A 13,830-nucleotide genomic window follows, 5' to 3' on the forward strand; every position below is an offset into this window, starting at 1 on the left:
AAAACATGTTCCTACAAAGGTGATCAATGAAGTCCGCTCGTCTTGTTCCGCTTGTGTTCGGCGTGTTGACGTTGGCTGCATCGGGTGCCGCGATGGCCGCGGGGCTCAACGTTGGGGTCAATATCGGCATTCCCGCGCCGGTCTACGTCGCACCGGCGCCGGTCTACGCACCGCCGCCGCCTCCGCCGCCGCCCGTCGTCTATCAGCCGGCTCCCGTGTACTACGGCGGTCCGCAAATCGTGATCGGCTGGCATGGCGACCGTTACTGGGACGGCCATCGCTACTGGGCGCGCAACGACTGGTATCGCCACCATCCGCCGGGCCGCGGCGACTATGCGCGGGGTCACTACGACCAACATCGCGGCTGGCACTGAGTCGCCACTGCGTCAGCGCTGAAGCGCGCCAACCGGCCGCAGCGATGACAGAACCGCCCTTGGAGGGCGGTTTTGTTTTTTGTGCTGAAACATCCGTCGCTGACGCATTTCGTCGCAGTCGCCCGCCAGATCGCGCAAGCTAATTGGGTAGAATCCCCCACATCGCCACTGCCCATTTACCAGCACGACTCCATGACAACTGGCTCGCGACGGGTTCAAACGCCTGAGGGACTTCGACACAGCGTGATCCACGGACCCTTGCGCGCCGCGCTCGCCGTCGCGTTGCTGTGCGCGAGTCTGCTCGTCGCGCCGCACGCGCATGCCGCGCATGCGATCGCGCAATACGGCGAGCCCAAATATCCGGCCGGCTTCAAGCACTTCGACTACGTCAATCCCGATGCGCCGAAAGGCGGCACGCTCGTGCTCGCGAACCCGAGCCGTCTAACGAGCTTCGACAAGTTCAATCCGTTCACTCTGCGTGGCAATGCGGCGCCCGGCCTCGAATTGATGTTCGAGAGCCTGACGATCGGCAGCAGCGACGAAGTCGCGTCCGCCTACGGGCTGCTCGCCGACGACATCGTCGTCGCGCCCGACGGCCTGTCGGTCACGTTTCACATCAATCCGCGCGCGCGCTTTTCGAACGGCGACCCTGTGACCGCCGACGACGTCAAGTTCTCTCTCGACACGCTGAAGAGCCCGCAGGCCGCGCCACAGTTCGCATCGCTTTTCAGCGAGATCAAGCGTGCGGTCGTCGTCGATCCGGCCACGGTGCGCTTCGAGTTTCGCGATCGCGATCGCGAGTTGCCGCTGCTCGCGGGCAGCATGCCGGTGTTCTCGCGCAAGTGGGGGATGAAGCCCGACGGCAGCCGTGTTCCATTCGACCAGCTCGCATTCGAAAAGCCAGTCGGCAGCGGGCCGTATCTGATCGACAGCTACGACAACGGCCGCACGATCACGTTCAAACGCGACCCGCACTATTGGGGCGCCGATCTGCCGGTGCGCGTCGGCATGAACAACTTCGATCGCATCGTCTACAAGCTGTATGCCGATAGCACCGCGCGGCTCGAGGCGTTCAAGGCTGGCGAGTACGACGCGCTGGTCGAATATATCGCGCGCAACTGGGTGCGGCGCGACGTCGGCAAGAAGTTCGACAGTGGCGAGTTGATCAAGCGCGAGTTTGCGCAGCACAACGGCACCGGCATGCAGGGCTTTTTCCTGAACACGCGCCGGCCGCTGTTCCAGGATGTGCGGGTGCGCAAGGCGCTCGATCTCGCGCTCGACTTTCAGTGGCTGAACCGCCAGCTGTTTTTCAACCAGTACACGCGCATCGACAGCTATTTCGCCAATACCGAATGGCAGGCGAAGGGGCTGCCTTCGCCTGGCGAACTCGCGCTGCTGGAGCCGTTTCGCGCCCAACTCGACCCGGCGGTATTCGGGCCGCCGCCGAAGCAGCCCGATACCGATCCGCCCGGCTCGCTGCGCGCGAATCTGCTGCAGGCGCGCGATCTGCTGCAGCAGGCCGGCTGGACCTATCGTGACGGCGCGCTGCGCAACGCGAAGGGCGAGCCGTTCCAGTTCGAGATACTCGACGACTCGGGTTCGGCCTCGTCGATGGAGCCGATCATCGCGACCTTCACGCGCAATCTGCAAAAGCTCGGCATTACCGCGAACTTCCGCACCACCGACTTCGCGGTCTATCAGAAGCGGCTCGACGCATTCGACTTCGACGTGACGACGATTCGCATGCCCGACGTGCAGGTGCCGGGCTCCGAGCAGATCACCCGCTTCGGCAGCAAGGCCGCCGATACCCCCGGCTCGGACAACGCGATCGGCCTGAAGTCGCCGGCCGTCGACGCGGTGTTGAACGCGCTCGTGCATGCGCAAACGCGCGAGCAACTGACCGATGCCGCGCACGCGCTCGACCGTCTGCTGATGCATGGCTACTATGTGGTGCCGCACTGGTACAGCGGCACCCATCGCGTCGCGTTCAAGCGCGGGCTCGCGTGGCCGAAGACTTTGCCGCTGTACTATGGTGCGGAGGGCTGGATCACGACGATGTGGTGGTACGAGGATCCGCGGGCGCGCACGCCCACGGGCAGCGCCGACTGATCCGCAGATCCATCGCCCCCACCAACGCGTTCGCACTGGAACACCGCCTATGTGGAGCTACATCCTCAAACGCCTGCTGCTGATGATCCCGACGCTGCTCGGCGTGCTGACGCTGACCTTCGTCGTGATCCAGTTCGTGCCGGGCGGCCCCGTCGAGCAGATGCAGCACGAACTGCGCAAGGGCGCGGAGGGCGCCTCGCCGTTCGGGCTGCGCTCGCATAGCGGCGTCGATGCGCAACAGATCGCGCAACTGAAGCAGCTGTACGGCTTCGACAAACCGCCGCTCGAACGCTACGTGCTGATGCTCAAGCGCTTCGCGACCTTCGATCTCGGCCAGAGCTATTTCCGTCACCAGAGCGTATTGTCGCTGATCGTGTCGAAGCTGCCGGTGTCGATCAGCATCGGCCTGTGGACGTTCTTTCTCACCTATCTGATATCGGTGCCGCTCGGCATCGCGAAGGCGGTGCGCAACGGCTCGCACTTCGATATCGCGACGAGCCTCGTCGTGCTGGTCGGCTACGCGATTCCGGGCTTCGTGCTCGGCGTGCTGCTGCTCGTGCTGTTCGGCGGCGGCACGTTCCTGCAGCTGTTTCCGCTGCGCAACCTCACTTCCGACAACTGGGACCAGTTGAGCCTCGTCGGCAAGATCCTCGACTATCTATGGCATATCACGCTGCCGATCACGGCGTCGGTGGTGGGCAGCTTCGCGGTCGTCACGATGCTGACGAAAAACGCGTTCCTCGACGAAATCCGCAAGCAGTACGTGCTGACCGCGCGTGCCAAAGGTTTGTCCGAGCGGCGCGTGTTGTGGAAGCACGTGTTTCGCAATGCGCTGCTGCCGCTGATCGTCAATTTCCCGGGCGCGTTCATCGGCGCGTTCTTCACCGGCAGCCTGCTGATCGAAACGCTGTTCTCGCTCGACGGGCTCGGGTTGCTGTCGTATGAATCGGTGATGCGGCGGGACTATCCGGTCGTGCTCGGCACGTTGTATCTGTTCACGCTGATCGGCCTCGTCACGCGGCTGATCTCCGACCTTTGCTATGTGTGGGTCGATCCCCGCATCCAATTCGAACAACTGGAGCGCTGATGAATCGAGCCCGCCTTTCCGCCGACGCGGCGGCGCGCACCGAACCTGCGCGGGCACTGATGTCGCCGTCGCCGGCGCGTCGCGTGTGGCAGCGTTTTCGCCAGCAGCGTCTCGGCTACTGGAGCCTGATCATCTTCGTCGTCGCGTTCGCGGCGAGCCTCGTGGGGCCGCTGTGGTCGAACGACAAGCCGGTCGTCGTGCGCTACGACGGCCATCTGTATTTCCCGCTCGTCAAGACCTACGCCGAGACCACCTTCGGTGGCGACTTCCCCACGCCGGCCGATTATCTCGATCCGTACATCCGTCACCGCTTCGATGCGCCGGGCAACTTCGCGCTGTATCCGCCGAATCACTACTACTACGACACGCTCAATTACTTTTCGAAGACGCCCAACCCGGCGCCACCGTCGCGCGAGAACTGGCTCGGCACCGACGACCGCGGCCGCGATCTGTTCGCGCGTCTGCTGTACGGCTTCGGCGTGTCGGTCGTGTTCGGCCTCGTGCTGACCGTGATCAGCACGATCGTCGGCATCGCCGCGGGGGCGGTGCAAGGTTACTTCGGAGGGCGAACGGACATCGTCGGGCAGCGTCTGATCGAGATCTGGAACGCGATGCCGCAGCTCTATCTGCTGATCATCTTTTCATCGATCTTCGAGCGCAGCTTCGCTCTTTTGATCGTGCTGCTGTCGCTGTTCAACTGGATCGGCCTGTCCGACTACGTGCGCGCCGAGTTCCTGCGCAATCGCCAGCAGGACTACGTGCGCGCCGCGCGCGCGATGGGCCTGTCGCATTGGCAGATCATGTGGCGTCACGTGTTGCCGAACAGTCTGACGTCGGTCATCACGTTCCTGCCGTTCAGCATGAGCAGCGCGATTCTCGCGCTGACGAGTCTCGACTTCCTCGGCCTCGGCGTGCCGCCGCCGACGCCGAGCCTGGGCGAACTGCTCGCTCAGGGCAAGGCGAATCTCGACGCGTGGTGGATCTCGGTGTCGACCTTCGGCGTGCTGGTGGCGATGCTGCTGCTATTGACCTTCATGGGCGACGCGCTGCGCAACGCGCTCGACACGCGTATCTCCGATGCGATACACGCCGGAGGTGGTCAATGAGCGCGCTGCCGCAAATCGATCCGCAATCGACGGACATGCCGCTGCTCGAACTCGACCATCTGCGTATCGCGTTCGGCGACACGGTGGCCGTCGACGACGTCACGCTCGCGATCGCGCGCGGTGAACGCGTCGCGCTCGTCGGCGAGTCGGGCTCGGGCAAGAGCGTGACCGCGCTGTCGGTGCTGCGCCTGCTGAACGACGCGCAGGTGAGCGGGGCGATCCGCTTCGATGGCAAAGATCTGCTCGCGAAGAGCGAGCGTGCGATGCGTGGCCTGCGCGGCTCGGACATCGCGATGATCTTCCAGGAACCGATGACCGCGCTCAATCCGCTGTATACGATCGGCGACCAGATTGCGGAAACGATCGTCGTGCATGACGGCGTCAGCGCGACCGAAGCGTGCAGGCGGGCGGTCGCGCTGCTCGCGCGCACCGGCATCACCGAGCCGGAGAAGCGCATCAACAGCTACCCGCATCAGTTGTCGGGCGGGCAGCGGCAGCGCGCGATGATCGCGATGGCGCTCGCCTGCCGGCCGCGCCTGTTGCTCGCCGACGAGCCGACCACCGCGCTCGACGTGACGATTCGCGCGCAAATCGTCGAGCTTCTGCTGGAACTGCAGCGCGACGAAGCAAAAAAGCGCGGCATGGCCGTGCTGCTGATCACGCACGACCTGAACCTCGTGCGTCACTTCGCGCAGCGCGTCGCGGTGATGGAGCGAGGCGTGCTGGTCGAAACCGGCACGGTCGAGCAGGTGTTCGAGGCGCCGCGCCATCCGTATACCCAGCGGCTGCTCGCGAGCCGGCCGCAGCGCGAGGTCGTGCCGGTGCTGCCGATCTCGCCGGTGCTGCTCGAAGCGCGCGATGTGGCGGTCGACTTCAGAACGAAACTGACCGGCCTGCGTGGCTGGTTCGGCGCGGGGCGGTTTCGCGCGGTCGACGCGGCGAACGTGTCGGTGCGCCAGGGCGAGACGCTCGGGATCGTCGGTGAATCGGGATCGGGCAAGTCGACGCTCGCGATGGCACTGCTCGGTCTGCAGCGCACCGCGCATGGCGAGATCCAGTTTCAGGGCAGGGCGCTCGCGAGCTATCGCGGCGCCGAAAAGACCGCGCTGCGCTCGAATATGCAGGTCGTCTTTCAAGACCCTTTTAGTTCGCTTTCGCCGCGGCAGACGATCGAGCGGATCGTCGGTGAGGGGCTCGCGCTGCATCGGCCGCAGATGACTCCGCAGGCGCGGCGCGACAAGGTCGTCGCGGTGCTGCGCGAAGTCGGCATCGACCGGACTGCGCTGTATCGCTACCCGCATGAATTTTCGGGCGGGCAGCGGCAGCGCATCGCGATCGCGCGCGCGCTGGTACTGGAGCCGCGCGTGCTGATCCTCGACGAACCGACCAGCGCGCTCGACGTATCGATCCAGCAGCAGGTGCTCAAGCTGCTCACCGGTTTGCAGCACAAATACAACCTCGGCTTCGTATTCATCAGCCACGACCTGGAAGTGATCGGGGCGATGGCGCACCGAGTCGTGGTGATGCAAAACGGATCGATCGTCGAGACCGGCGAAGTCGAGAAAATTTTTGCTGCACCCGTGCATCCTTACACGCGAAAGCTGCTGAAAGCGGCGCTTGATCGTTGATTTTTCACCCTTTCCCCAATTGAGTGCGTCTGTCGATTGATTTTTCCTATTCCTTTTGACAGGCAAATACTTACTGGCTAGTATCGAGCAAACTTTTTTTCTAGACCCCTGATTTTTTGGCAAAAACTACCGACCAATGCAGCACAGAAACTTCACCCAGGCTTGCACGCGCGTCGTCGCCGGGATGTTCATTGGCGTCTTGATGGCAGCAGCTCCCGGCGCGTTCGCCGACGAAGTAAGCGGTTTTAATCAGAATGCCTCATATCCGCCCACCAACGGCTCGGATCCTCTCTCCCTTCTCACTCCCCAAACCAAGGCCGCAGGCGGCGAAAGCGGCAGCGCCAAATCGTTCCTTTCGGGCATGGCCGGCAAAGCGGGCGACGTGGTGGTCGGCGCGTTGAACATGATCGGCGTTCGCTACCGTTGGGGCGGCAATACGCCTGATTCGGGGCTCGATTGCAGCGGTTTCGTGCGCTACGTGTTCCAGGACACGCTCGGTCTCGCGCTGCCGCGCCGTGCCGAGGAAATGAGCCGCCTGGGCGAGAAGGTGCGGGTAAGCGACCTGAAGCCGGGCGATCTGGTGTTCTTCAATACGATGCGCCGCACGTTCTCGCACGTCGGCATCTATATCGGCGACAACAAGTTCGTGCACTCGCCGTCCACCGGCAGCACGATCCGCGTCGACGACATGGATGACGGCTACTGGGAAAAGCGCTTTACGGGTGCGCGTCGGATCGAGACCTCGTATCAGGCCGACGATCTGCGCAAGCGCGTGACCGCGACGATCGGCGGGAATAACTGATTCGGCGCCAGGCCTGGCGATAAAAAAGCCTGCTTCGTTCGAAGCAGGCTTTTTGCGTTTGATGCGCGCGTTTTTGCCATGGCGACGCACAGCGACCGTGCGTCGCCGGGCTTTCAGGCTCCCATGCGCCGCGCGGCGAGCTTGCGCTGCAACTCCGGCATCATCTTCGCGACTGCTTCCTCGCCGGCGAGGATCGCGGCGTTGCGCTGTGAGAAATCGCTGCCGCTCATCGCCGCGAGATTCGGCCGGATCACCACGTCGGCATACTTGTCGAGCTCGTAGGCCTTGATCGTCTGGCCCATGATCGTGAAGGTCTGCATCAACACGTCGAACGAGCTTGCCGTGACGCCGTTTTCCGGTCGCTGGGAGATATCGACGGCGATCACGAAATCCGCGCCCATCTTGCGCGCGAACGACGCCGGTACCGGACTCACGAGACCCCCATCCACGTACTCGTGACCGCCGATCTTCACCGGCTCGAAAATCGACGGTACGCTGCACGACGCGCGCACCGCGATGCCGGTGTTGCCACGCTGGAACAGGATCGGCTGGCCGGTTTGCAGATCGGTCGCGACCACGCCGAGCGGCCTAGCCATCTTCTCGATCGGGCGGTTGTTCAGCGTCGTGTTCAGGTAGTTCTGCAGCGCGACGCCCTGCAGGAAGCCGCGCGTACGAAACGGCATCGCCCAGTCGCTGATCGACGCTTCGTCCATCGACAGCGCGAGCTTGTTCAGCGCGAAGCCGTTCATGCCCGACGCGTACAGCGCACCGACGACGGAGCCGGCGCTCGTGCCGGCAATCAGGTCGATCTGGATATTGCGCGCCTCGAGAGCCTTGATGACGCCGATGTGCGCAAAGCCGCGCGCGGCGCCGCCGCCGAGAGCGAGCGCGACGCGAACCGGCTTCTGTTGCGCTTTTTCAGGCGGCGGGGGAACGGCGGGCGTCGCGGTGATCGGCGCGCCATCGAGTTTGCCGGCGGTCGTGGTGCAGGCGGCAAGCACCGCGGATGCGGCCGCTAGCGAAAAGCTGCGGCGGCTCAAGTTCGGGGATGAGGGTTTCAACGAGTTCTCCAGCAACGGCGCGCGCGACGCGAGCGGCGTCGCGCGTACCGCGATCAGGCTGAGGTCAGACCGGGCGGATCGCCGACGGCGATTGCGCGCGCTTGCAGCGGTGTTCGCTCCGGATCGGATCGAGGTGCGGTAAGCCCGCATCGCAGCGCGCGCACATCTTAATGCAAACGATCGGCTCGCGCGGTCCGCTGTAATGAAACGTTGCAGAGGAAGTATTCGGAACTGACGCGGCGCTTTTTCAAGATGAGTTGGGCGAGCGCCGGGAAGGTGCGTACGCAGATGTCCGGACGCCGTTCGCCCATGCGCCATAGGCCGTTCGGACGAGGGCGGCAACCCGCGTGCGGAAGGTATAATTCGGCTCTTGCACTTATTCCCTCGTGGCCGTGCGCGACGTCGCGCGCAGCATGGGCACGCTTCGCTGCCGCGCTTCGCAGTCGTGTTCGCCTGAGCGCCGGCGCCTGTTTTCCGAGTAACCGCTAATGACCACCTCCGTTCGTACCCGTTTCGCACCGAGTCCCACCGGCTTCATCCACCTGGGCAACATCCGCTCCGCGCTGTATCCGTGGGCGTTCGCGCGCAAGATGAAAGGGACCTTCGTGCTGCGGGTCGAGGACACCGACCTCGAGCGCTCCACGACCGAATCCGTCGACGCGATTCTCGAAGGCATGGCGTGGCTCGGCCTCGATTTCGACGAAGGCCCGTTCTACCAGATGCAGCGCATGGACCGGTACGGCGAAGTGCTGAAGCAGATGCAGGAGGCGGGGCTCGTCTATCCGTGCTACATGTCGACCGAAGAGCTCGAAGCGCTGCGCGAGCGCCAGCGCGAAGCAGGCGAAAAGCCGCGCTACGACGGCACGTGGCGCCCGGAGCCGGGCAAGGTGCTGCCGGAGCCGCCCGTGGGCGTGAAGCCGGTGCTAAGGTTTCGCAATCCGCTGACCGGCGTGGTCGCGTGGGACGACGCGGTGAAAGGCCGCATCGAAATCTCGAACGAAGAACTCGACGACCTCGTGATCGCGCGTCCGGACGGCACGCCGACGTATAACTTCTGCGTCGTCGTCGACGATCTCGACATGCGCATCACTCACGTGATTCGTGGCGACGACCACGTCAACAACACGCCGCGCCAGATCAACATACTGCGCGCGCTCGGTGGCGAGCCGCCGGTGTATGCACACCTGCCGACCGTGCTGAACGAGCAGGGCGAGAAGATGAGCAAGCGCCACGGCGCAATGAGCGTGATGGGTTATCGCGATGCGGGGTATCTGCCGGAAGCGGTCGTCAACTATCTGGCGCGCCTCGGCTGGTCGCATGGTGACGCGGAGATTTTCACGCGCGAGCAGTTCGTCGAGTGGTTCGATCTCGAGCACCTCGGCAAGTCGCCGGCGCAGTACGACCATGACAAGCTGAACTGGCTCAACGCGCACTACATCAAGGAAGCCGACAGCGCACGCCTCGCCGAACTGGCGAAACCGTTCTTCGCGGAGCTCGACATCGACGAAGCCACACTCGCCCAAGGTCCGGATCTGACGGGCGTGGTGGGCCTGATGAAGGATCGGGCGTCGACCGTGAAGGAGATCGCGCAGAACGCCGCGATGTTCTATCGCACCCCGGCACCCGACGCTGAGTCGCTTGCACAGCACGTCACCGACGCGGTTCGTCCGGCGCTCGCTGATCTGGCCGCTGCATTGAATACGGTCGAATGGACCAAGGAGGCGATCGCCGCCGCGCTGAAAGCGACGCTCGGCACGCACAAGCTGAAGATGCCGCAGCTCGCGATGCCGGTGCGTCTGCTGGTGGCGGGTACGACGCATACACCGTCGATCGATAGCGTGCTGATGCTGTTCGGTCGCGACGTCGTCGTTAGCCGCATCGAAAAAGCGCTTGGCTAATCCGTTGGCGGCGTGCGTCAGAGGTTTCGCATGCCGCCGGAAAAATCCGCATGTAATCGCTCAAAGGGTATTTACAAAGCGCAGATCGCCCTCTAAAATCTCGTTTCTCTGATGTGCGCGGGGGTATAGCTCAGCTGGGAGAGCGCTTGCATGGCATGCAAGAGGTCAGCGGTTCGATCCCGCTTACCTCCACCAACAGAGCAAAGAGGTGAAAGTGGTTAAGAAGTCTGATAGTTGTAGAAAAAAGACTTCACAAATCGCTGAAATGTAGTTAAAGTAGCGGTCTTCGCTGTTGACCTGAAAATAGCTTGGCGAATTAACTGAAAAGTTAGCGCGAGTTGATCAAGTCAAAAGCGAATTGAGACGGATCTGAAAAGATTTTGTCCCCTTCGTCTAGAGGCCTAGGACATCACCCTTTCACGGTGAGTACAGGGGTTCGAATCCCCTAGGGGACGCCAAACATCAGCGTCGCTTTAGTATTCGAGTAGTAGTAAAGCAGCGCAGCTTGCAGAGAATTAACCGACGCTCGCAAGCAGGGTGTAAAGACTGGAGTGGTAGTTCAGTCGGTTAGAATACCGGCCTGTCACGCCGGGGGTCGCGGGTTCGAGTCCCGTCCACTCCGCCAGACAAAGCCCGTTCACACATACTTGAACGGGCTTTTTCATTAAAGGTGTAAGCAGTACGTTGTCCCCTTCGTCTAGAGGCCTAGGACATCACCCTTTCACGGTGAGTACAGGGGTTCGAATCCCCTAGGGGACGCCAGAACATCGGCGTCGTTCGGTTGGAAGTTTGAACGGTGCAGCAAGCTGAGAGTATGGCTCGCAGGCTGCGATGCAAAATCTGGAGCGGTAGTTCAGTTGGTTAGAATACCGGCCTGTCACGCCGGGGGTCGCGGGTTCGAGTCCCGTCCGCTCCGCCAGATTTGAGAAAGCCCACTTCGCAAGAAGTGGGCTTTTTTTATTGTGCGCCCAGCATGGGCGCACTCCTGCGAGTGCAAGTCCCGCCATGAGCTGGTCACAGCGAATGAAGTGAAGCGCAACTGCATGACGGCGGCCGAATGTGGGAAGGAAGCGTGGAGCGTAAGTCGCGAGCCGATAAACAAGAACCGCATAGAAGGCGTTGCCAAGCAGGGCGGGCGGGTAATAGACCGCGAAGCTCTCGTGACCAGGACGAAGCGGCGTAAATGCGGCGGCTGTGCCATGAAGGAGTGCGCTCTTACCTACGGCTTCCGGCCCGGACGGCGTGCGCACGACGCGGCGATTTATGAACAGTTGCAGAGGGGACGTACCGGCCCGCTCCGGTATGTCGGGTGACGATCCCCAAACCGGTCGGAGGTCAACCACGACATCCTGATTGACCGTCTACAGAAAACGAATTGGGGAGGCCCGCGTGATCCGGCTGATCCGCCGTTGCTGGCCAACGTGTTGCTCGACGTGGTGGACAAGGAACTGGAACGGCGCGGCCACTGCTTCGTGCGCTGTGCCGACGATGCGAACGTGTATATCCGCAGCCGTCGTGCTGGTGAGCGGTTGATGGCGCCTGCACATAGGACCGTAACCGCTCCGTTTCTACTGCCGTTGCCGGCCGCCCCCCGGAAGGCTCGGGACAAACAGCCATTGCCAGCGCGCGCGGCCTGTTTTACCGTTTATCCGACTCATCCTCGCGGTCCTGCCATGTTCGATCCCACCGAAGCTCCGTCACCGTTTCATCTGCGCACGGCCAGCATGGACGATTTCGAGTTTGCCGAGGCGCTGACCCGCAACAACATGGGCGGCTACTATCGCCGGCATCATCTGGTGTGGCGCAGCGATCTGTTTCTCGGCAGTTGGCGCGAATCGGAGAATTTCATTCTCGAAGTGGATGGCGTGCCGATGGGCGTGCTGCGTATCACCGAAGAGGGTGATTCGCTGCATATCCGCGACGTGCAGATCGCCGAAGGATATCGTCGGCTTGGCGCCGGTACGTTCCTGCTCGACATCTCGCATCAATGGGCGCGCGAGCGCGGGCTGCGCGAGTTGCAGTTGCGCGTGTTCGTCGACAATCCGGCGGCGCGGCTCTATCTGCGCAAGGGCTATAAGCTCACCGGGCCGCGGCTCGCGCAGCTAGGCGCAATCCGTCATCTGGCGCGGCGGGTTTGAGGCGTGCCCCGCATTGATGGCCGACGCGCACCGCTAGTTGTCGCCATTCACCGCTCGGCGACGTCCGTCGAACCGGCTTGATCCTGTGCCGTTTCTTCATCCGTTTGCGCGTCATCATGCTCGCCGTTGCTCGCGCGATGCTCGGCGCCTCGTTCGATAAACGCGCGTGGACTCGCGCCGAACGCACGCCGGAACATCGCGGAGAAGGCGCTCTGGCTCTGATAGCCCAGTTCCTGCGCGACGTGCGACAGCGGCCGTCCCTGGCTCAACAATGGAATGGCGCGCGCGAGAATCGCCTGCTGACGCCACTGCGAAAAACTCACACCCAGTTCCTGGCGGAACAGCCGCGCGATCGTGCGCGTGCTCGCGCCCACCGTCGATGCCCACTGCTCGAGCGACTCGCCATGCATCGGGTCGGCGATCACGGCCTCGCACAGCGCGCGCAGGCGCTTTTCGCTGGGCATCGGCACGGACAGCGGCAACGGCTCGGAGCGCGTCAGTTCATCGAGCGCGAGCGCGCCGAGCAGCTGCTCGCGCGCGGCGGACAGGCCAGGCGTATCGAGCGCGGCAATCACCTCGCGCAACAGGTTCGATACTTCGACGACGCGCGGCGTATCGAGCCCGGCCGGCACCGTACTCTCGGTGATGTACAGCGTGCGCAGGAACGCATCCTCGACGGCGACCACTTCGTGCGTCACATGCGGCGGCAACCAGATTGCGCGCGATGGCGGCACCATCCATGTCGTGCCCGTCGTTGCGACCCGCAGTACGCCGCGCGACGCATACGCGACCTGCGCCCAGGCATGCGTATGACGCGCGATATGCCAGCCCGCCGGCATTGGCCGCGAGCGCACGCGGATCGGATGCATCTCGTTCGGCGCGAACTCGGGCGGTATGTCGGCGAAACGCACGCGGCTCAACAAGTCGGAGTCGGAGGACGAGGTCATGGCAAGGTCGGTTCGGATCACGGAGCTGGCAACGGCGAAGCGCGGTCGAGGCCATTCACCGCCGCGGGCATCAAGCATTGTAGGCCGTGCCCAGTTTCTGTTGCCGACGGGCCGCCGTTGCATAATGTCCCGATGGCCTCCGAGCCACCGACATCACCTCTGACCATGGAGACTCAACGACGATGCAGACCGTCTTTGTCTACGGCACGCTGCGTGCCGGTGAAACCAACGACATCAGCGAAGCCGCCGCGCGCAACGACATCCCCGCACCGAGCCTGCTCGGCAGTACCACCGTGCGCGGCCATCTGTTCGATTTTGGCGACTATCCGGGTCTCGTCGTCGACGAAGCGGGTATCGACGTGCTCGGCGACGTCTATGAAATCGACGATGCGCTCGTCGCGGTGCTCGACGAAATCGAAGCCGTGTATCCGGGCGTCGAGGATCGTTTTCTGACACGTGAGGTGATGGTCAAAGTGGACGGCAACGTCGTGAATTGCCGCTTCTATCCGGTCGCGCCGAGCGCCGTAAAAGGGCTGCCCGAGATCCGTTCAGGAGATTGGGTCGAACATCGGCGCACGCGCTGAGCTGGTGCACGAAGGCGAGCAAAAAAAAGTGCGCCACGTATGTCCGCGGCGTGCCGTCGTTCAAGCCGATGCGATCACCCGGCTCGAGCAGGCCCA

Annotated in this window: 11 protein-coding genes, 5 tRNA genes and 1 pseudogene; 15 read left to right on the plus strand and 2 right to left on the minus strand. The window is 63.2% G+C overall.

Annotated features, from left to right (window positions below):
• Positions 1-26: 26 nt before the first annotated feature.
• The 6 genes from OKW35_RS34715 (at position 27) to OKW35_RS34740 (ending at position 7,106) form a co-directional block, all read left to right on the plus strand.
• Positions 27-374, plus strand: coding sequence for a hypothetical protein (locus OKW35_RS34715; RefSeq protein WP_184056973.1), 348 nt, complete (start codon positions 27-29; stop codon positions 372-374).
• Positions 375-566: 192 nt separating this feature from the next.
• The gene (locus OKW35_RS34720; RefSeq protein WP_184056971.1) at positions 567-2,483 is read left to right on the plus strand and encodes an extracellular solute-binding protein; all 1,917 of its coding nucleotides are present in this window, start codon (positions 567-569) and stop codon (positions 2,481-2,483) included.
• 49 nt (positions 2,484-2,532) lie between these two features.
• Entirely contained in the window at positions 2,533-3,570 is a 1,038-nt protein-coding gene (locus OKW35_RS34725; protein ID WP_090800650.1) for a microcin C ABC transporter permease YejB, read from the plus strand.
• Positions 3,570-4,676 carry an ABC transporter permease gene (locus OKW35_RS34730; protein WP_184056969.1) on the plus strand — a complete coding sequence of 369 codons (1,107 nt, stop codon included), beginning with the start codon at positions 3,570-3,572 and terminating at the stop codon, positions 4,674-4,676. Before OKW35_RS34725 ends, OKW35_RS34730 begins: the two co-directional genes overlap by 1 nt.
• Positions 4,673-6,304, plus strand: a complete 1,632-nt coding sequence (locus OKW35_RS34735) for an ABC transporter ATP-binding protein (RefSeq protein ID WP_429554436.1) — start codon at positions 4,673-4,675, stop codon at positions 6,302-6,304. The genes OKW35_RS34730 and OKW35_RS34735 overlap by 4 nt, the downstream gene beginning before the upstream one ends.
• Before the next feature lie 136 nt (positions 6,305-6,440).
• The gene (locus OKW35_RS34740) at positions 6,441-7,106 is read left to right on the plus strand and encodes a C40 family peptidase (RefSeq protein WP_429355731.1); all 666 of its coding nucleotides are present in this window, start codon (positions 6,441-6,443) and stop codon (positions 7,104-7,106) included.
• 113 nt (positions 7,107-7,219) lie between these two features.
• Here OKW35_RS34740 and OKW35_RS34745 read toward each other — a convergent pair whose 3' ends face one another.
• Positions 7,220-8,167, minus strand: a complete 948-nt coding sequence (locus OKW35_RS34745) for a patatin-like phospholipase family protein (RefSeq protein ID WP_090805355.1) — start codon at positions 8,165-8,167, stop codon at positions 7,220-7,222.
• Between the two features lie 488 nt (positions 8,168-8,655).
• Between OKW35_RS34745 and gltX the strand changes: the two genes are divergently transcribed.
• From gltX to OKW35_RS34785, 8 genes and pseudogenes are all read left to right on the plus strand, one after another.
• Positions 8,656-10,065, plus strand: a complete 1,410-nt coding sequence (gltX, locus tag OKW35_RS34750; protein WP_429554437.1) for a glutamate--tRNA ligase — start codon at positions 8,656-8,658, stop codon at positions 10,063-10,065.
• Between the two features lie 119 nt (positions 10,066-10,184).
• Positions 10,185-10,260, plus strand: a tRNA-Ala gene (locus OKW35_RS34755).
• A gap of 187 nt (positions 10,261-10,447) precedes the next feature.
• A tRNA-Glu gene (locus OKW35_RS34760) sits at positions 10,448-10,523 on the plus strand.
• 90 nt (positions 10,524-10,613) lie between these two features.
• Positions 10,614-10,690: transfer RNA gene (locus OKW35_RS34765), tRNA-Asp, on the plus strand.
• A gap of 61 nt (positions 10,691-10,751) precedes the next feature.
• A tRNA-Glu gene (locus OKW35_RS34770) sits at positions 10,752-10,827 on the plus strand.
• Positions 10,828-10,907: 80 nt separating this feature from the next.
• Positions 10,908-10,984, plus strand: a tRNA-Asp gene (locus tag OKW35_RS34775).
• A 298-nt stretch (positions 10,985-11,282) separates the two neighbouring features.
• Positions 11,283-11,615 (plus strand): annotated as a pseudogene (locus OKW35_RS34780) (group II intron reverse transcriptase/maturase); the annotation flags it as partial.
• A 123-nt stretch (positions 11,616-11,738) separates the two neighbouring features.
• A complete protein-coding gene (locus tag OKW35_RS34785; RefSeq protein WP_184056962.1) occupies positions 11,739-12,203 on the plus strand; it encodes a GNAT family N-acetyltransferase in 465 nt (154 codons plus the stop codon).
• Positions 12,204-12,250: 47 nt separating this feature from the next.
• Here the strand turns inward: OKW35_RS34785 and OKW35_RS34790 are convergent, their stop codons facing one another.
• Positions 12,251-13,150: an AraC family transcriptional regulator gene (locus tag OKW35_RS34790; RefSeq protein ID WP_184056960.1), complete on the minus strand. Its 900-nt coding sequence runs from the start codon at positions 13,148-13,150 to the stop codon at positions 12,251-12,253.
• Positions 13,151-13,332: 182 nt separating this feature from the next.
• On the opposite strand from OKW35_RS34790, the gene OKW35_RS34795 reads away from it, so the two are divergent.
• Positions 13,333-13,734, plus strand: a complete 402-nt coding sequence (locus OKW35_RS34795; RefSeq protein ID WP_090800635.1) for a gamma-glutamylcyclotransferase family protein — start codon at positions 13,333-13,335, stop codon at positions 13,732-13,734.
• The last annotated feature ends 96 nt before the right edge of the window (positions 13,735-13,830 follow it).

The sequence above is a fragment of the Paraburkholderia sp. MM5477-R1 genome (assembly GCF_050436385.1).
Lineage (GTDB): Bacteria > Pseudomonadota > Gammaproteobacteria > Burkholderiales > Burkholderiaceae > Paraburkholderia > Paraburkholderia tuberum.